This window comes from Ruegeria sp. CDSC045 (assembly GCF_059610725.1).
In genome coordinates this window covers 906,683-924,470 of the sequence record NZ_JBXWOE010000001.1, presented here as the reverse complement: position 1 = coordinate 924,470, position 17,788 = coordinate 906,683, and the positions used below count along the sequence as shown (strand labels likewise).

Here is a 17,788-nt window from a genome sequence, read left to right as displayed (position 1 = left end):
ATCTGGGAATTGCACTTAGGGGTGGGGCGTGCATGATATCGGAAAAAGAAAAGAGGGTGTCATGGCAGCGACGAATTTTCTGGAAACGGCGCAGGGACGGCGGCTGGCCTATCATAAAAGCGAGGGCATCGGGCCGACCATCGTGTTTCTGGGCGGGCTCAAATCCGATATGGAAGGCACCAAGGCGGTGCATTTGGAGGCCTGGGCGAAGGGGCGTGGCCATTCATTTCTGCGGTTCGACTATTCAGGTCACGGTGAAAGCGGGGGCAAGTTCGAAGAAGGATGCATTGGTGACTGGCATGAGGATACGCTGGCCGCGATCACGGAATTGACGGATGGGCCGCTGATTGTTGTCGGCTCGTCCATGGGGGGGTGGCAGGCGCTGCTGTTGGCCAAAGCGCTGCCAGATCGGATTCAGGGAATGGTGACCATCGCTGCTGCGCCGGATTTTACCGAGGACGGGTATTGGGCTTCATTCTCGGAAAACCAGAAACAGGCACTGGAAACTGTTGGCCATGTCGAGCTGCCTTCGGACTATATGGAGCCATACATCGTGACCAAACGGATGATCGAAGATGGTCGCCAACATTTGGTCCTGCGCAAGCCTCTGCATCTGCCTTTTCCCGTGCGGTTTTTGCAAGGTACCGAAGACACAGCGGTTTCAGCCGGAACAGCAGTGCGCCTGATTGAACATGCGTTCGGGCCCGATATGCGCCTGTCATTGATCAAGCACGCCGATCATCGCTTTTCGGATGGCCCATGCCTGGGGTTGATCGAACAAGCCGTTCTCGATGTGATGGCAGCCCAATAATGCGGATATTGGGTCGCGTTTTTCTGACATTGATCGTTGCGTTTGGCCTGATCTATTGGTTTGGCCCGCGTGAGAATGTTGATCTGGCCCCAACATTTGACGCGCGCAAATTCGGTGAAGGGGTGCAGGTCTATTTCGAAAGTGTGGAATCTGCATTCGCCGACATCATTCCGGGGGTCGAAAAGCGAGTTATTTGGCAAGAGGGCTATAAAGAGCAGCGAACACCTGTTTCGATTCTGTATCTGCACGGGTTTTCTGCATCATCCGAAGAGATCCGACCGGTTCCCGATCTGCTCGCCGAAACGTTGGGCGCCAATCTGGTCTACACGCGGCTGCAGGGTCATGGTCGCGGCGGGGATGCAATGGGTGAGGCGACGGCCTCGGGTTGGATGCAGGATCTTGCCGAAGGGCTGGCTGCTGCACGGGCGGTTGGGGATAAGGTCGTAGTGATTTCGACATCAACCGGCGGCACGTTGGCAGCTGCGGCCGCACTGAATGAAGAGCTGAGCCAAAACGTTGCGGGGTTCGTATTTGTTTCTCCGAATTTCGGCGTTAAAGCGGCCGGCGCATGGATACCCGGATTGCCTTGGGCGCGCATCTGGTTGCCCCTGATGATGGGTGAAACCCGGGGCGTCGCAGGGGTGAACCCGGAAATGAACAAATTCTGGTCGGCGGTCTACCCTTGGCAGGCTGTGGTGCCGATGACAGTGCTGGTGGATGTGGTCTATGCGCTGGATTTTTCAGACGCAAAGGTTCCCGCGTTGTTCTGGTTCTCGAATGAAGATCAGGTCGTGCGTGCCGACCTGACCCACGAGATTGCCAAGGCATGGGGCGCCCCTGCGTCGGTTGAGCTGGTAACAATGGGGCCCGGGGACGATCCTAATTCCCATGTGATCGCCGGGCGGTTGATGTCTCCGGGGCAGACCGACGAAGTGGTGGTTGGTATCCTGAGATGGTTGAAAACCTTGGGGATCGAGTGAGGAAGAAATAATGCGCAGACCAGGCAGTATGTGGAGCCTTGAAACCCTCGGTCGTGTGCGTTTGTCCCGTCATTTTTTCATGCGCGATTTTCTGTATTCGGAAATAAGCAATTTTCACAAAAAGCAGAATTTTCCAGACGATCCCAACCTTGCCATCGAAACTGGAAAGGCGCTTTGCGAAACCCTGCTGGACCCGCTTGAGGAGACCTTTGGCCGGATTGCCGTACGATCCGGCTATCGCTCGGCATCATTGAACCGTTTCGGTAATGAAAACCGGCTGAATTGCGCGCGAAATGATAACCCGCTTGAATGTCACATCTGGGATCGCGCGGTGGGTGATGATCGGATTGCCGGTGCATCGATCGTGATCCCATGGTTTGCGGATCAATATGAGGCGGGGCGGGATTGGCGGGATTTGGCGTGGTGGATGCACGACCATCTGGATTATTCCGAAATCTGGTTCTTTCCAAAACTCTGTGCTTTCAATCTGGTCTGGAGGCCTGTGCCTCATAAGCGCATCGACAGCTATATCGCGCCGCGGGGCTGCCTTCTGCGCCCAGGAGGCGCGCCTGGCGAGGGTGACCTTGAGCGGCAAAGACGATATGCGGACTTCCCCGCTTTTCGCGGTATCCGCTACCCCTGAACTTTAACTTGCCGAACCATACAAAACCTCTCATCCTGAAACTAATGACGACGATTTGAGTGACTTTTCCAAAGGAGGCGTTGTTTGATCGAGCCGTTGGTTCTTTTACCCGGTTTGATGTGTGATGCGCGGGTATTTGAGCATCAGATGCGCGCCCTGTCACGTGATCGCGCCGTGACGGTCGCTTCGGTTTCGACTGCTGAACGGATTGAAGAGATCGCGCGGGGCCTATTGGTTCAGTTGCCAAAACGCTTTGCATTGGCGGGCCTAAGCTTGGGCGCCGTAGTCGCTTTGGAAATTGTCCGATATGCACCCGAAAGGGTGTCGCGCTTGTGTCTGATGGCTTCGGATGCGCATTCGGAATCGCCCCAGACGGCAGCCGCGCGGGAGGAGCTGTTGGTCGCCGCCAAGATGGGTCGGTTAGAGGAAGTGATGCGTCGGCTGATTGGATCGGATTCGCTGGCCCCGGGGCCTCGGCGTATTCCCATTCTTGCTGATGTCATCTCGATGGCGTTGGATTTGGGCCCGCAGGTGTTCGAGCGTCAGATTCGTGCGCTGCAGCGTCGCCCGGATCAGCAGGGCAACCTGCGCCGGATCACGGCCCCGACTTTGGTGCTATGTGGGGCGCATGACACGGTTGTCCCGGTGCGAAGGCATGCGTTCATGGCGGACCTGATCCCAAATGCAGAACTGCACGTCATCAAGGATGCAGGACATTTGCCTACGTTGGAATCGCCTGAAAATGTCACCGAGGCGCTGAAGACCTGGCTCAGCGTGAAGCCTGCGCTGGATTACGCGTAGAGCGCTTTACGCTGTTCTTTGCTGAGAATGACCGGGGTTGAGATCGTCTGGCCCGTATTCTGATCAAAGAACGGGGTGTCCCTCCAGCTGCCAGAAAGCCGGGATTTTAGTACCCGCGTAACAATCCCGGCGACAGCGTAACCCAGTCGCTTGTGTTTGTGTTTTCCATCGGCCTGGGGAATGAACCCTTGGGTCATAACCGGCCCTAAACAGTCCGGGTCGGAAACTCGTTTCACATCAAAGCCCGCAAACGGAAATTTTGGAGTATTTGATGTCGTCGCCAGCGGCGCATTGCAGCAGCTGGCATACCAGCGCAGCATCCCCTTGGGGCCAAGGCGCATCGCGGCCAGGTGTTCGATGCCGCCGTCGATCCTTATTTCTTCAGGGGCCATTTGGAAAATGTCCACCGGTTCCGGCGCAGGGTCCGGTTGCCCGAAATATATCTGCGCGGCCCGGCAATCACGGCAAAAGCAGACTACATGCGTTCCGTACTGAACGCCTCTGGCTGTAATGCTGCCAAAGAGTTTTCCACAGTTGCAGGCGAAAGCCGTCTGTTTGGCGACTTTCTTTCCCATCGGCGTTAGGCCACTTTGTTGCGGTTGGCCGCTTTGCGAGAGGGTTTGCGGGCGTTGGCGTTCATAAATTCGATCACCAATGGGCGGATATTGTCGCGCCAGCTGCGGCCGGCGAAGATGCCATAGTGACCTGCGCCAGGTTCGACATGGCTGGCTTTTTTCGAATCCGGCAGCCCTGTACACAGCTCGAGCGCAGCAATGCACTGGCCAGGGGCCGAGATGTCGTCATTCGCACCTTCGACTGTTTTGACAGCAACGTTTGTAATTTTGCCGATATCTACCTTGTGCCCTGCAACAACAAACTCGTTGCGCGCGATTTCGCGGTTTTTGAAGACGCGTTCGACGGTTGAAAGGTAGAACTCGGCGGTCATGTCCATGACGGCGAGGTATTCATCGTAGAATCTGTTATGGGCATCGTGATCCGAAGCCTCGTCCCGCATAACCCTCTGGATCTGCTCGGAAAACGCCTGAGAATGCCGGTCCGAATTCATCGACATGAACGAGGCCAACTGCAGCAGGCCGGGATACACCATGCGCCCGACGCCCTTATACTTGAAGCCGACGCGCTGAATCATGGTTTCTTCCAGCTGCCCCATTGTCACGCGGCGGCCAAAATCAGTCACGTCGGTAGGTGTGGCATCCGGGTCAACAGGTCCGCCGATCAATGTCAGCGTGCTGGGTTGGGCTTTGGGTTCGACCTCGGCCAGATAGGCTGTGGCGGCCAGAGTCAGCGGCGCCGGTTGGCAGACGGCTACAACGTGGGTGTCCGGTCCCAATTCTTTCATGAAATCGACAAGGTAAAGTGTATAATCCTCTACATCAAACTTACCTTCGGACACGGGGATATCGCGCGCATTATGCCAGTCTGTGATATAAACTTCGCAATTCACCAAGAGGCTTTTTACGGTGGACCGAAGCAAAGTGGCGTAATGTCCAGACATCGGGGCGACCAACAGCACCTTGCGGGGCTGTTCGGCGCGGCCATTGACACGTATATGTATCAAATCACCAAAAGGGCGTTCGATCACCGGGACAATATCGACCAGATGATCCTTGCCGTCTTCGCAAGTGAATGTACGGATTCCCCAGTCGGGTTTTACAACCATGCGCTGGAACGTCCGCTCAGTCACCTCGCCCCAGGCGGCCATCATGCTGAACGCAGGGTTGGGCACCATCGAAAACAGCGGATAAGAAGCCATGGCACTTGCCGTAGCACCCATCCACTGATTGGTGTTGCGCAGCGTTTCCATCAGATCGTAGGTCATCATGTAGCGCATGAAATGGGCCTCCTGAGTGTCAGCCTGATAATTCGGACCATTCGTCGCTTTGCCCCCCGACGCCCACGACGTTATTCTGCATAGCAGCGAGGTTAGGGTGGAATTGTTAAAATGACAACAAGTGAAGATAACGCGCCAGAGCTGTCCGAGGAACACCTTGAACGGATTAGAGAAAATATGACGAAAGTCGAAGAATTGTCGAAAAGGCTGATCGATGTGATGGCTGGCAAAGAGGCGCACACTCCCGCGTTGGACGGTCCGAATCAAGATCTTTTCGCAAGAGCAGCAACTTCGTATTTCGCCGAAGCGTGGCAGAATCCCGCCAAGCTTCTGGAACATCAGGTCGCCTTCTGGGGACAATCCGTTATGAACTTTGCTGAGGCTCAGCAGGCGCTGGCCGCCGGCGGGGTCGAGGACAGCGAACCCGGACCCAAGGATAAACGGTTCTCAAACCCTCTTTGGGACACCAACCCCTATTTCCGGTTTATTCGCCAGCAGTATCAGACAAATGCCGATGCAATCGCGCAGGCGGTTGCTTCGGTCGACGATCTGGACGGCAAGGACAAGCAGAGGCTGCATTTCTTTTCGCAACAGATCATTGACTTGATGTCTCCGACGAATTTCCTGGCCTCCAATCCCGACGCGCTGGAAAAGGCGGTCGAGACGGAAGGGCAATCGCTGATCAAAGGGCTAGAGAATCTAGTTGCTGACCTAGAAGCCAATAATGGTGAAATGGTTGTCAGACTGGCGGATGAATCTGCGTTCAAGCTTGGCGAGAATATCGCGACAACTCCGGGCGACGTGGTCTATCGCAACAGGCTTATGGAGTTGATCCAGTACAAACCCACGACCGAGACCGTACACGAAACCCCGATCGTTCTGTTTCCGCCCTGGATCAACAAATACTATATTCTGGACCTTAAGGCGCAGAACAGCCTCATCAAATGGGTGACCGAGCAGGGCTATACCCTGTTTGTTGTAAGTTGGGTAAATGCGGATGCTTCTCATGCCGAGGTCGGTATGGGCGACTATGTCGAAGAGGGATTTCTGACCGCCATCGAGACCGTCAAGTCGATCTGTAAGGTCAAGCAGGTCAATGCGGTGGGATATTGCATTGCCGGCACCACGTTGAGCCTGACGCTGTCCCTGATGAAACAGCGTGGCGACAAATCCATCAAATCGGCGACCTTCTTTACAACCTTGACCGATTTCGGTGAGCAGGGGGAATTCACGCCGTTCCTACAGAACGACTTTGTCGACGGCATTCAAGAACAAGTGACGAAAGACGGTATCCTAAAAGCATGGGTCATAGGTCGTACCATGTCGTTCCTGCGATCGAATGACCTGATCTACGGCCCCGCCATTCGAAGCTATATGATGGGCGAGACCCCTCCGGCGTTTGATTTGCTCTACTGGAACGGGGATGGCGCAAATCTTCCGGGCAAAATGGCAATCGAGTATTTGCGGGGGCTTTGTCAGAAAAATCAATTTGTGACCGACGGTTTCGATTTGCTTGGGCACAAACTACATATCCGCGACGTTGATGTTCCTTTGATGGCCATCAGCTGTGAAACCGACCATATCGCCGCCTGGAAAGATTGTTATCGGGGTGTGCAGCAGATGGGGTCACGTTCGAAGACGTTTGTCGTTTCGGAATCCGGTCACATAGCAGGCATCGTGAACCCGCCGAGCAAGAAGAAATACGGCCACTACACCAACCCTGATCTCAATGCGGATGCCGATGCGTGGATGAAAGAGGCCGATTTTCATAAAGGGTCCTGGTGGCCGCAGTGGGAAGCTTGGCTGAAGAAGAGATCCGGCAAGCAGATCCCCGCGCGCCAAGTGGGCGATTCGGGATACGCTTCCCTGGCCGAGGCACCAGGAACCTATGTTTTGGTGAAGGCAACAGATTGATTTTTAACAGTTTAGAAAAATATTGCTGCAGCGCAGCAAGAAAAAACTTGCAATGCTGCGATGCAGCAACGATATTGTCCTCAAGCTGATGAAGCCCGGGGTTGGCCCGGATCGGCAAGCAAAGGATTTGGACAATGGCAAAGACTCAAGACTTTACCGCGACCCTGAAAGACATGATGGGTGCATTCCCTGTTGACACCACCGCTCTGGAAGGTGCGTTCAACACCACCGCGACCTTGAACGAAAAGCTGTCGGGCGTTGCTCTGGAAGCGGCTGAGAAATCGGCTGAGATTTCGAACAAATGGACCAAGGAAACCCTGGCCAAACTGTCCGATATGTCGAAAGCGAAATCTGACCCTGCAGATTACGCAAAAGCTGCAACCGACTACGCAAGCGCGTCGGCAGAAGTTGCTGCTGAAAACCTGGCTGCTTTCGCTGAAATCGCGAAAAAAGTTCAGTCGGAAACCGTTGAGCTGCTGATGGCTGCTGGCAAAAACGCTGCAGAAGACGCAACTGCCGTTGTCAAAAAAGCAACCAACGACGTGTCCACTGCTGCGAAAAAAGCAGCTGGCGCCAAGTAAGGTAAGATAGCGAGGCGCACCCACTCCTCCCATTTGGTGCAATCGCGTTGGGCGGGTCGAAAGACCTGCCCTTTCTTTTTGTTCTGCACTCGCATAATCTCTGCTGCAATGCATCATTCCTTGGGGAGGGTAGACGGTGTCAGAACAAGAAAAACCGTTGCTAATCAAACGATATGCCAGCCGTCGGCTGTATAACACTGAAACCAGTGACTATGTCACGCTCGAAGATATTGCGGCATTCATACGTGACGGTCGCGAAGTTCAGATCATAGACCTGAAGACTGGGGATGATCTGACACGGCAATATCTGCTGCAAATCATTGCCGAGCATGAAAGCCGCGGTGAGAATGTCCTGCCGGTGAACGTGCTGAACGATCTTGTGCGCAGCTATATGTTGCCGGGCGGAGGAGTGATGCCGCAATTCCTGCAAAGCTCGTTCGAAATGCTGCGCGAAAGCCAAAGCAAAATGATGGAAAACATGTCTGCGATGAATCCGATGACCCAGATTCCGGGTTTCGAAGCACTGCAAGCGCAGCAAAAGGCATTTCTGAAGGCGATGACCAGCGGCATTTCCGGCAGTTGGTCCGGTCCGGAAACGGATAGCGAGGCCAAACCCCAGTCGAGTGAGGATCTGGACGACATCAAGAAGCAGTTGGCGGAGTTGCAGCAAAAGCTGTCTAAACTGAACTGAATTTGTCCACACAATGAAATAGGCCCGCCGCTGGCGGGCCTTTTCGTTTGAATTCAGCTTGTTCAGGTTCCAAATGCGATTTTCGGGGCGGTAATTTCCCCTACTGAAGCCAACAGAATATCAGCGATCACATCCAGTTCCGCGCCTGTCAGGCGTACAGGCAGGCGCACGTCGCAAGCTTTCATCAGCATGTTTCGCGTTTGTGGCAGCTCGGTCTGTTCCGGCAGGAATTGCCAGTTCCAAAAGGCACGGGCGTTGTCTTCACTCAGGCCGAATACCTGAACTTTCACTCCGCGTGCTTCGGATGCTGCGGCAAAGGCGCGGATATCATCATCGCTTAGGTCAACCAGATTGAACTGGATCGAGTCCGGCGCCCGGCGTTCTGGCACCAGCGGGGCAGGCACGTTGATATAGGGCGATGAGTTCAGGCGCTCTGCCACATAGTCGTGGTTTTGCAACCCATCGCCGACACGGCGTGCCAATTCAGGCATCTGGGGACGGATTACTGCAGCGCTCAGGTTGCTCATCCGCAGGTTATACAGCGGCAACTGGTTCTGCCAGCGGCCAAAGGCCTCTTCGAGTTCCGATGAGTTGTCGCCACGCGGACCTTTGTGTTTCTTCCAGTTATGTTCGTAGGCGCCGGACATGATCACGGCACGCGCCACCAGATCAGCGTCGTCGGTTATCAGAATGCCACCTTCGCCCGCATTGATCATCTTGTAGGACTGAAACGAGAAACAGCCGATCTTCCCAATCGTCCCAATATTGCGGCCATGCCAAGTTGTCCCCAGCGAATGGGCTGCGTCCTCGATCACCGGAATGTCGCGCGCGCTGCACAGAGTCATGATCGCGTCCATATCCGAAGTATGTCCGCGCATATGGCTAATGATCACGGCCTGCACGTTATCCAGTTTGGCGGCAAAGTCATCCATGTCGATGCGATAATTGTCACCCACCTCACACAATACGGGGATGCAATCCGCATGTATGACCGATGAGGGCACCGCCGCAAAGGTAAAGCCCGGTATCAGCACCCGCGCGTCCCGCGGCAAACCCAGCGCCTTGAGCGATAGGAACAGTGCCGCCGAGCAGGACGATACAGCCAGCGCGTATTTCGTGCCCAGCAGTTCCGCGAATTCCGACTCGAGCAGCGCAACCGGAGCGTCCTGCGGCGCAGTGTAGCGGAACAGGTCGCCTGACTGCATCAGGGCATCAATGGCGTCGCGGGCGGCCGCGGGGATGGGTTCGGCGTCATGGACGTTCGGAGGCAGCGTCATATTTGGCATTCCTGAATTCTATCTTTGGGAAAGATAAAGCTAATGAAGTGTCAATCCAAGCCCTTAATCTTCAGGGTGGCGAAATTTCACTATTCTGTCGTAGTCAGAGAGACACAGGTTGGCTTACCCCGCGTAGCGGGAAATTCTTTTGAACTTGCAACTTTGGGGGAAGTAAGGTGGCAATGGATCTTCTTTGACGTTGTTCTCGTATGATGGGTTGGATCACTGCATTGACTATCAGTCATTTGGCCCTTTGTGGCGCGCTTTCAACTTTCGCTTCGGCGGTTCACGCAGATTATCTTCTGTCGGATGGCACTGAAGTTGCGCCGCTTGTGATGTTTCAGGAATGCGATGTTTGCCCTGAAATGATTGTCTTGCCTTTGGGTGAGTTTCTGATGGGTGGACCGCCGGGAGAATCGAAACGAAACTTTCATTGGGATGAAAAAGGGCTTCGCCCCGCGACAGCGGAAGAGCCGTATATCGCGCATCGTGAAGGTCCGGTTCATAGCGTCAGAATAGATCTGTCCTTTGCCATGGGACGTAACGAGGTTACCCGTGATGAGTGGATGGCCTGCGTTGAAGATGGGGGATGTAGCAAATATGTGCCGGAAGATTTTGTAATCGGCGATAGTTTTGAGCGCATAGATCTTACGGGCAATCATCCAGTGAATGATGTGTCTTATTTGGATGCTTTGGCTTACACGGATTGGCTGAACAAAAAACTCGGGATAGATGCCTACCGCTTACCAACGGAAGCCGAATGGGAATATGCCGCCCGTGCCGGAACGCAGACTCCTTTTGCGCAAGGAGAGGAAGTTACGACGGATCAGGCCAATTTCCATGCCAAACCGACAGAAGAGATGATTGGTGAAAAGCGGCCGGATTTAGTGTGGCGCGGTTACCCAGTTCGCGTTGATGAACTTGATGCCTCCAATGCTTGGGGTCTTCAGCATATGTCGGGGAATGTCGGGGAAAGAACGATGTCCTGCTGGACAGCGACGCACCCGGGTTGGTCGACTTCCAGCCAGCACTTAGAGATGGCGAGATCAGTCGATTGTCACAGGCGGGTTGTAAAAGGCGGTTCTTATCCATTTGCTATGGATTTTTCGCGCGCTGCAAGTCGCGGTGGGGCGGGCATTGATTGGCGGTCAAAATTGACGGGCTTTCGTATCCTGAGAGAGTTTAAGTGAGTTTCTCTGACAATCTCGAAATCAGAATCCCAGCCGGTCCCGCAGGGAGAACCATGTCATCGCCAGCACCAGCAACGGGCTGCGCAGGGAAGGGCCTCCGGGGAAGGGCATGGCGGGTACGCGGGACATGGTGTCGAACCCCTCGGCCTGGCCTTGAATGGCCATCGCCATCAACTGCCCGGCATGGGTGGCCGTGCCGACCCCATGGCCGGAATAGCCCGAGGCCGACAGGATATTGGGCGCAACCCGCGTCAGATAGGGCATCCGCCGCATAGTGATGCCCAGAGTACCGCCCCAGGCATAGTCGATCTTTACATCGCGCAGATGCGGGAAAATCTCGGTCATCGGCTTGCGCACCTTGGAGGCGATATCTGTCGGGAAGCGGTAGCCATAGCTTTCCCCGCCGCCGAATAGCAGGCGGTTGTCGGCGCTCAGGCGGAAGTAATTTACCACAAACTTGGTATCAGCGACGGCGACATCCCGGGTCAGGACGCGGGCGGCATCGGTGCCCAAAGGCTCGGTCGCGGCGATGAAATTGTTGATCGGCATGACGCGCGACGCCACCTTGCCGTTCAGATCACCGAGATACCCGTTGCAGGCCAATATGACGTGGTTGGCCGTCACCTTTCCCTGTGGGGTTTGCACGATGGCCGGATCGGTCTCGTCGATCCCGGTGACTTCGGTACCCTCAAAGATGCGCACGCCGGCCTTGGCTGCGGCATCAGCCAGCCCCAAGGCAAAGTTCAACGGATGCAGGTGCGCCGCCCCCATGTCCAGATAACCTCCGCGATAGGTTGGGGATGGGCACAAGCCATGCGCCGCGCCTTCGTCCAGCAGCTCCATTTGGTCATACCCATATCGCGCCAACAGATGCGCGGCGTGATCGTGGAGGTCTTGCTGATCCCCGGTGCTGAGGCCCAGAACCGCCACGCCCGGTTTCAGATCACAGTCGATTTTGTGCTTTTCGATCAGCGATTTGACCAGATCCTTGGCATCTTCGGCCAGATCCCACAGCTTAGCGGCATCGTCATCGCCGACCAGGCGTTCAAGGTCTTCCTGATCCATCCGCTGGGCGCTGCCCAGCTGCCCGCCATTGCGGCCTGACGCTCCGAAACCAACGCGATGCGCCTCAAGCAGCACGACGTCGAACCCGGCCTCGGCCAGATGCAGCGCGGCGGACAGTCCGGTATAGCCGCCACCGACCACGCAGACATCCGCTTTGGTATCCCCAGCAAGCGCGGGAAAACGGTCGAGTGTGTTGGCCGTCGCGGCATACCAGCTGGCCGGATACTCGGCCTTGCGGTCGTTGGAATAGAGGAGATTCATCGCGGCTTAAACGTTCATGAGCAGGTGCTCACGCTCCCACGGAGAGATGACCTGTAGAAACTCTTCATACTCGGCACGTTTTACAATGCCATAGACGCGGGCAAATTCCGGACCCAGCACTTCGTGCAGGGCGGTGGCCTGATCAAACAGGTCCAGCGCATTGCCCATGACCTGCGGGATATCACCGTCACCTTCGTAGGCGTCGCCATAAAACTGACGGCGCGGACGTTCCTGCTGGGTCAGGCCGAGATAGCCGCAGGCGAGCGACAAGGCGATGCCCAGATAAGGGTTGCAGTCCATGCCTGCGATACGATTTTCAACGCGCCGCGCCTCGGGGCCGGACAGGGGAACACGGATGCCGGTCGTGCGGTTGTCACGAGCCCATTCCAGATTGATCGGCGCGGCATGGTCTTTCACGTAGCGGCGGTACGAGTTCACATAAGGTGCCATGACTGCCAGGCCTGCAGGCAAGTGGTTTTGCAGCCCTGCAATGAAGTTATAGAATGCATCCGTTTCGCCGCCCTGAGGTCCGGAAAAGATATTCTGTCCGGTTTCGATCTCGGTGATCGAGTGGTGGATGTGCATGGCCGATCCGGGCTCATCCGCAATCGGTTTCGCCATGAAGGTCGCAAAGCAGTTGTGTCGCAACGCGGCTTCGCGGATCAGGCGTTTGAAATAGAACACTTCATCTGCCAACTTGACCGGATCACCATGGCGCAGGTTGATTTCAAGCTGTCCGGCGCCGCCTTCCTGGGTGATGCCGTCAATCTCGAATCCCTGATGTTCGGCAAAGTCATAGATGTCGTCGATCACCGGGCCGAATTCATCCACCGCTGTCATCGAATAGGCCTGCCGCGCGGCCGCCGGACGACCCGAACGGCCCATCATCGGTTTGATCCCCTGCGCGGGGTCGACATTGGGGGCGACCAGAAAGAACTCCATCTCTGGCGCGACAATCGGTTTCCAGCCTTTGTCGTGATACATTTTTACGACGCGCTTCAACACGTTGCGTGGGCTGAACGGGATCGGCTCTCCGTCCCGGTCATAGGCGTCGTGGATCACCTGCAGTGTCCAGTCACCCGTCCAAGGAGCAGCGGAAGCAGTCGAAAAGTCAGGCTTAAGGATCATGTCCCGTTCAATGAAGCCGTCCTCTCCGGCGGCTTCGCCCCAGTCCCCGGTGATAGTCTGGTAAAAGATACTATCGGGTAGATGGAAGTAGGACTGGCGTGCAAATTTGGTGGCCGGAACCGCTTTCCCGCGCGCGATGCCGGGCAGGTCAGAGATGATGCACTCGACCTCATCCAATCGGTGACCTTCAAAATAGGTACGGGCTGCCTGTGGCAGTTGTTCTGTCCAATCGGCCATCAGGCCCTCTCTTTCTTCAAAAACTCTGCCATGAACTGTCCGATCTTCGGACTGTCGTCGCGGGTGGGCAGGCGGTCGGCGGCGGCCTGCATCAGATTGTCTGGAACGACTCCTTTGCCGCGTGTGTCCATCAGCCCTTCGATGAAGCTGTCGCCATACTCCGGGTGGGCCTGAACGGTCCAGATCGTGTCGCCATAGGCCAGCATGGCATTCTGGCAAAAGGCGTTCGAACCGGTTACTTGTGCACCGGCGGGCAGCTCTACCACCTGGTCCTGATGCCAGGCATTCAAAGTGACGATCTGTCCGTCCAAATCGTAGTCCGTCCGCCCCACGGCCCAGCCCTGTTTGAACTTTTCAACTTTCCCGCCAAGGGCTTGCGCAATGACTTGATGACCAAAGCATATGCCGATCAGTGGTTTGCCGCTTTGATGGATGTCGCGGATCAGCGCTTCGAGCTTGCGAATCCAGGCATGGTCCTCATAGGCGCCATAGCGCGAGCCGGTGATGATCCATCCATCAGCATCGTCAAAACTTTGCGGAAAGTGATCGTCGACAACCGCATAGGTCACAAACTCAAAGCCGTTGCCATCCAGCAGCGCGCGAAACATGCCGTCATACTCACCGAACTGATCGTGCAATTCGTCAGGGGGGTGGCCGGTTACAAGGATACCGATTTTCATGGGTCACCAAATTTGATCAAATTTATTCTAGCTGAGCAGAACGAAGCGGGCAAGGGGCTCAAACCGCCTCGAGATAACTTAGCCAATGCTCCTCGGGTGGGCGTTCGTCAAAGCGCAGGATCTCTTGTCGCTTTGTCATGGCGAGATTGCTGATCAGCGGGGCGGGAAAGATGCGCGCAACTTGCGGATCGGTTTCAAGGGCGGTGATGGCTGAAGCCCAGTCGCCAGCGAGTTGCGGCAGGCCGTCGATCTCATATGCGTTGCCCGTGATCGGAGCTGGCGGTTCAGTTCCGTCCTCGATGCCGTTCAGCGCCGCACCGAGCACGGCGCTCAGCATGAGGTAGGGATTGATGTCACCACCAGCAACGCGATGTTCGATCCTGCGGGCAGAGGGCGCGCCGCCGGGAACGCGCAGCGCGGCAGTGCGATTTTCATAAGCCCAGCATGCCTCAGTTGGGGCATGGGCGCCGGGGACAAGCCGGGTGTAGGAGTTCCCGTGCGGTGCAAAAATCAGAGTTGAACCAGGCATTGCAGACAGACATCCGGCTATGGCCGAGCGCAAAAGATCAGTGCCTTCAGGCCCGCCATTGTCAAAGATATTTTGCCCATCCTGGTCGACGACCGAAAAATGGACATGCATCCCATTGCCCGCATCCTGGGCATAGGGTTTGGCCATGAAAGTTGCGGTAAACCCATGTTTGCGTGCAAGGCCACGAGTCAACACCTTGAAAAGCAACGTATCATCTGCGCAGCGCATGGCGTCCTGATGGTTCAGGTTGATTTCAAACTGGCCAATCCCGCTTTCGGAAATGGCGGTTTGAGCCGGGATGCTCATTGCCTCGCATCCGTCATAGAGGTCTGTGAAAAAGGCGTCGAACGCATCCATTTCCGCCATGGACAGGACTGCCTCGTCGACCAGCCGTCGCCCCGTCAAAGGATTGATCGGAGGCACCGGTCGTGCACCTGATGAGTCCAATAGCGTGAATTCCAGCTCGGTCGCCGCAACAACAGACCAGCCACGCTCGGCATAGCGTTGCAGCACCGAGGTCAGAGCATGGCGAGGGTCGCCGGCAAAGGGCGCGCCCTGATCGTCATACAGGGACATCAATACCAGCGCTGTTTCGGTTTCAAGCCAAGGAACAGGGACGGGGCCACGCTCGGTTGGCAGTAATATGCCGTCCGCGTCGCCTGATTCAAACACAAGCGGACTATCCTCGATATCCGCGCCCCACAGATCAACATTCAATGCCGAAAAGGGCATCCGCACCACACCTTTACTCAGCTTGTCAGCATAAGAAGGAGGCACGCGTTTGCCGCGCAGCTGACCGTTAAGGTCGCAGGCCGCTACGCGAAAACTGTGTAGGGCGTTCAGGTCCATCGGCGTCTCCATCACTCTGGTACCCCGAGGTTTAATCGACACAAAGCGCCTTGTCACGAAATTTGATCAAATTATCCCCGCGCCGTTTTTTTCGGCGCGGGGTCGGGACCTTATGCAAAGCTTATGCCGTTCTCGGCCATCGGCAGATCGGCAATCAAGGTCCCCGACATTGCCTTGATTGCGTTCGCGAGCGCGGGGGCCGAAGGCGGCGTGCCGGGTTCGCCCACGCCCGTGGGGGCTTCGGCCGAGGGCAGGATGTGGACGTCGATTGTAGCTATATCGCCGATCCGAAGGGGCTCGTAATCCGGGAAGTTGTATTGATCCACGGAACCGCCGGTCAGTGTGATCTGATCGCGCATCACATGCCCGATGCCATAGCCAATCCCACCTTCCATCTGGGCACGCACCACGTCGGGGTTCACCGCGATACCGCAATCGACAGCACAGGTAACCTTTTCGATCTTGATGCCGTCATCCGGATCGCCCGAGATTTCGACCACCTCAGCCACATAAGAACCAAAGGATTTGTGCACCGCAATACCTTGCGCGCGACCGGCAGGGACGTTGCCCCAATCTGCTTTCTCGGCCGCAAGTTTCAGAACTGAGGCCTTGCGCTGTTGGTCTGCATTACCCGCATCCGCCAGATGTGCGAGACGGAACTCAACCGGGTCACGGCCCGCGGCGGTGGCGGCCAAATCCATCATTGTTTCCATCGTATAGGCAGTGTGGGTATGTCCTACCGACCGCCACCATAGGACCGATGTGGCCTTGGGTGTGTCGGTCAGTCCAAGCGCCATCCCCGGAATATCATAGGGGCTGTCTGCGATGCCCTCGATCGAGCTGTGGTCGACGCCGTCATGCACTGCAACCGCTTCGAACGGGGTGCCCTTCATGATCGATTGCCCTGCGACCTGATGCTGCCATCCGACGATATTCCCCTCCGCATTCAACCCGACACGAACTTTGTGGCCGAAGGCCGGGCGGTAATACCCGCTGCGAATGTCGTCTTCCCGCGTCCAGACCAGTTTGACCGGGCGCGAGCGGTCGGTGACAACAAAGGCCAACGCGGCCTCAACCTGATAATCCGCATCCGGTGTTGCGCGACGTCCGAAAGACCCGCCGGCCAGCATCGTTCTGATGTGGATTTTCTCGGGTGGCAGCTGAAAGATTTGCTGATACGCCATGTGCGGACCGGTTGGCATCTGAGCACCATCATGCAGAACGATGTCACCCTCTGCTGTCTGTTCGATTGTGCAGTTCAGTGGCTCCATCGGAGCATGGGCGAGGAGCGGGTAGTAAAAAGTTTTTTCTACGACCGTATCCGCCGCTTCGATCGCCGCCGAAACCGTGGCAACATCTGCCTTGTTCACGTTATAGGTCGGCTGGGCATTCAGCGCGTCCATGATCTCGGCCTTTATCTGATCCGAGCCGCGCGTTTCAGCGCCAGACATGTCCCATTCGACCTCTAGCGCGTCACGGGCCTGAATTGCGGCCCAGGTGTTTTCGGCATAGACCGCAACGCCTGCCTGATTGGGCAGTGTGGTGGCGCTGATATAGCCTTTGACCTCTTTCGAGGCGCTGTCGTCAAAGCTGATGACAACACCACCGCGCGACTCCGGACGTTTGATCATCGCAACCATCTGGTTGGGCAGGTGGACATCCATGGCGTACATCGCCTGTCCGTTGCCCTTGATGGCCGAATCCGTGCGACGCACGGACTCGTTTCCGATCAGGCGGAATTCCGAGGGGTCTTTCAGGCGCGGCTCGGTCGGCGCCTCAATCTGCGAAGCGGCCGCCACAAAATCGGCAATCGGGGCGGATTGATCGCCTGCTTTGACGATGCCCTCCTCAATGGTGATGCCGGACGCATCCACACCCCAGCTTTGGGCGGCGGCATTGATCAGCATCTCGCGGGCGGCAGCGCCAGCCTGACGGTATTGCAGCCAGGAATTCGCCATCGCGGTCGAGCCGCCGGTGCCTTGGAAGGGGCCAAACAGCAGATTGTTATAGACTTGGGGGTTAGAGGGCGCGAATTCGTATTCGATCTGGTCCATGGACACGCCGATCTCCTCGGCGATCAGCGTCGGCAGGCCGGTCGCAGGGCCCTGACCCTTTTCGAAATGCTTGACGATGGCGGTTACGGTGCCGTCGGCGTCAATTTTCACAAACGGGTTGAGTTGCGTCGTCTCAGATGAGGCCGCAGCCAGAACGCCATCGGGGCGGGCGCCAATTAGCAAGACAGCACCGGTAGCAGCAGCGCCTTTCAGAAAACCACGGCGAGAGGTGTTGATGGTCATGG

The 17,788-nt window shown here is 56.4% G+C and carries 16 protein-coding genes; 8 read left to right on the top strand and 8 right to left on the bottom strand.

The features are described from left to right. Window positions 1-61: 61 nt before the first annotated feature. The 4 genes from AC2FH6_RS04610 (at window position 62) to AC2FH6_RS04595 (ending at window position 3,235) form a co-directional block, all read left to right on the top strand. The gene (locus AC2FH6_RS04610; RefSeq protein ID WP_496701391.1) at window positions 62-811 is read left to right on the top strand and encodes an alpha/beta fold hydrolase; all 750 of its coding nucleotides are present in this window, start codon (window positions 62-64) and stop codon (window positions 809-811) included. Continuing rightward, window positions 811-1,791 carry an alpha/beta hydrolase gene (locus tag AC2FH6_RS04605; RefSeq protein WP_496701389.1) on the top strand — a complete coding sequence of 327 codons (981 nt, stop codon included), beginning with the start codon at window positions 811-813 and terminating at the stop codon, window positions 1,789-1,791. The genes AC2FH6_RS04610 and AC2FH6_RS04605 overlap by 1 nt, the downstream gene beginning before the upstream one ends. Before the next feature lie 28 nt (window positions 1,792-1,819). After that, window positions 1,820-2,434, top strand: coding sequence for a hypothetical protein (locus AC2FH6_RS04600; protein WP_496701519.1), 615 nt, complete (start codon window positions 1,820-1,822; stop codon window positions 2,432-2,434). An 84-nt stretch (window positions 2,435-2,518) separates the two neighbouring features. Further along, complete coding sequence (locus AC2FH6_RS04595; RefSeq protein ID WP_496701387.1) at window positions 2,519-3,235, top strand: alpha/beta fold hydrolase; 717 nt, start codon at window positions 2,519-2,521, stop codon at window positions 3,233-3,235. Here the strand turns inward: AC2FH6_RS04595 and AC2FH6_RS04590 are convergent. Together AC2FH6_RS04590 and phaZ are read right to left on the bottom strand one after the other, a co-directional pair. Further along, on the bottom strand, window positions 3,226-3,810 hold the full coding sequence (locus AC2FH6_RS04590) for a DUF6151 family protein (RefSeq protein ID WP_496701385.1): 585 nt from the start codon (window positions 3,808-3,810) through the stop codon (window positions 3,226-3,228). The genes AC2FH6_RS04595 and AC2FH6_RS04590 overlap by 10 nt on opposite strands. 5 nt (window positions 3,811-3,815) lie before the next feature. Beyond that, on the bottom strand, window positions 3,816-5,087 hold the full coding sequence (gene phaZ / locus AC2FH6_RS04585) for a polyhydroxyalkanoate depolymerase (RefSeq protein WP_496700579.1): 1,272 nt from the start codon (window positions 5,085-5,087) through the stop codon (window positions 3,816-3,818). Between the two features lie 111 nt (window positions 5,088-5,198). Between phaZ and AC2FH6_RS04580 the strand changes: the two genes are divergently transcribed. The 3 genes from AC2FH6_RS04580 (at window position 5,199) to phaR (ending at window position 8,273) form a co-directional block, all read left to right on the top strand. Then, entirely contained in the window at window positions 5,199-7,001 is a 1,803-nt protein-coding gene (locus AC2FH6_RS04580; RefSeq protein WP_496692387.1) for a PHA/PHB synthase family protein, read from the top strand. A 134-nt stretch (window positions 7,002-7,135) separates the two neighbouring features. Continuing rightward, window positions 7,136-7,582, top strand: coding sequence for a phasin family protein (locus tag AC2FH6_RS04575; RefSeq protein WP_142633002.1), 447 nt, complete (start codon window positions 7,136-7,138; stop codon window positions 7,580-7,582). Window positions 7,583-7,718: 136 nt separating this feature from the next. After that, window positions 7,719-8,273: a polyhydroxyalkanoate synthesis repressor PhaR gene (phaR, locus tag AC2FH6_RS04570; protein ID WP_142633004.1), complete on the top strand. Its 555-nt coding sequence runs from the start codon at window positions 7,719-7,721 to the stop codon at window positions 8,271-8,273. Window positions 8,274-8,335: 62 nt separating this feature from the next. On the opposite strand, the gene AC2FH6_RS04565 is transcribed toward phaR, so the two are convergent. Continuing rightward, on the bottom strand, window positions 8,336-9,550 hold the full coding sequence (locus AC2FH6_RS04565; RefSeq protein ID WP_496701383.1) for a DegT/DnrJ/EryC1/StrS family aminotransferase: 1,215 nt from the start codon (window positions 9,548-9,550) through the stop codon (window positions 8,336-8,338). Between the two features lie 209 nt (window positions 9,551-9,759). Between AC2FH6_RS04565 and AC2FH6_RS04560 the strand changes: the two genes are divergently transcribed. Next, window positions 9,760-10,740 carry a formylglycine-generating enzyme family protein gene (locus AC2FH6_RS04560; RefSeq protein WP_496700575.1) on the top strand — a complete coding sequence of 327 codons (981 nt, stop codon included), beginning with the start codon at window positions 9,760-9,762 and terminating at the stop codon, window positions 10,738-10,740. A 21-nt stretch (window positions 10,741-10,761) separates the two neighbouring features. Here the strand turns inward: AC2FH6_RS04560 and AC2FH6_RS04555 are convergent, their stop codons facing one another. From AC2FH6_RS04555 to AC2FH6_RS04535, 5 genes are all read right to left on the bottom strand, one after another. Next, window positions 10,762-12,066, bottom strand: coding sequence for an NAD(P)/FAD-dependent oxidoreductase (locus tag AC2FH6_RS04555; protein WP_496701381.1), 1,305 nt, complete (start codon window positions 12,064-12,066; stop codon window positions 10,762-10,764). Window positions 12,067-12,072: 6 nt separating this feature from the next. Then, window positions 12,073-13,431 carry a glutamine synthetase family protein gene (locus tag AC2FH6_RS04550; RefSeq protein ID WP_142633012.1) on the bottom strand — a complete coding sequence of 453 codons (1,359 nt, stop codon included), beginning with the start codon at window positions 13,429-13,431 and terminating at the stop codon, window positions 12,073-12,075. Next, entirely contained in the window at window positions 13,431-14,111 is a 681-nt protein-coding gene (locus AC2FH6_RS04545; protein ID WP_496695905.1) for a type 1 glutamine amidotransferase, read from the bottom strand. The genes AC2FH6_RS04550 and AC2FH6_RS04545 overlap by 1 nt, the downstream gene beginning before the upstream one ends. 58 nt (window positions 14,112-14,169) lie before the next feature. Further along, window positions 14,170-15,489, bottom strand: coding sequence for a glutamine synthetase family protein (locus AC2FH6_RS04540; RefSeq protein WP_496701380.1), 1,320 nt, complete (start codon window positions 15,487-15,489; stop codon window positions 14,170-14,172). A 110-nt stretch (window positions 15,490-15,599) separates the two neighbouring features. Further along, the gene (locus AC2FH6_RS04535; protein WP_496701378.1) at window positions 15,600-17,786 is read right to left on the bottom strand and encodes a molybdopterin cofactor-binding domain-containing protein; all 2,187 of its coding nucleotides are present in this window, start codon (window positions 17,784-17,786) and stop codon (window positions 15,600-15,602) included. Window positions 17,787-17,788 lie beyond the last annotated feature (2 nt).

What these genes read in the sequence shown, in the direction of transcription:
- AC2FH6_RS04550 (WP_142633012.1), bottom strand. Translation starts at nt 13,431, where the DNA reads ATGGCCGATTGGACAGAACAACTGCCACAGGCAGCCCGTACCTATTTT.
- AC2FH6_RS04605 (WP_496701389.1), top strand. Translation starts at nt 811, where the DNA reads ATGCGGATATTGGGTCGCGTTTTTCTGACATTGATCGTTGCGTTTGGC.
- AC2FH6_RS04600 (WP_496701519.1), top strand. Translation starts at nt 1,820, where the DNA reads ATGTGGAGCCTTGAAACCCTCGGTCGTGTGCGTTTGTCCCGTCATTTT.
- AC2FH6_RS04555 (WP_496701381.1), bottom strand. Translation starts at nt 12,066, where the DNA reads ATGAATCTCCTCTATTCCAACGACCGCAAGGCCGAGTATCCGGCCAGC.
- AC2FH6_RS04575 (WP_142633002.1), top strand. Translation starts at nt 7,136, where the DNA reads ATGGCAAAGACTCAAGACTTTACCGCGACCCTGAAAGACATGATGGGT.
- AC2FH6_RS04565 (WP_496701383.1), bottom strand. Translation starts at nt 9,550, where the DNA reads ATGACGCTGCCTCCGAACGTCCATGACGCCGAACCCATCCCCGCGGCC.
- AC2FH6_RS04560 (WP_496700575.1), top strand. Translation starts at nt 9,760, where the DNA reads ATGATGGGTTGGATCACTGCATTGACTATCAGTCATTTGGCCCTTTGT.
- AC2FH6_RS04535 (WP_496701378.1), bottom strand. Translation starts at nt 17,786, where the DNA reads ATGACCATCAACACCTCTCGCCGTGGTTTTCTGAAAGGCGCTGCTGCT.
- AC2FH6_RS04580 (WP_496692387.1), top strand. Translation starts at nt 5,199, where the DNA reads ATGACAACAAGTGAAGATAACGCGCCAGAGCTGTCCGAGGAACACCTT.
- AC2FH6_RS04610 (WP_496701391.1), top strand. Translation starts at nt 62, where the DNA reads ATGGCAGCGACGAATTTTCTGGAAACGGCGCAGGGACGGCGGCTGGCC.
- AC2FH6_RS04540 (WP_496701380.1), bottom strand. Translation starts at nt 15,489, where the DNA reads ATGGACCTGAACGCCCTACACAGTTTTCGCGTAGCGGCCTGCGACCTT.
- AC2FH6_RS04545 (WP_496695905.1), bottom strand. Translation starts at nt 14,111, where the DNA reads ATGAAAATCGGTATCCTTGTAACCGGCCACCCCCCTGACGAATTGCAC.
- AC2FH6_RS04590 (WP_496701385.1), bottom strand. Translation starts at nt 3,810, where the DNA reads ATGGGAAAGAAAGTCGCCAAACAGACGGCTTTCGCCTGCAACTGTGGA.
- phaZ (WP_496700579.1), bottom strand. Translation starts at nt 5,087, where the DNA reads ATGCGCTACATGATGACCTACGATCTGATGGAAACGCTGCGCAACACC.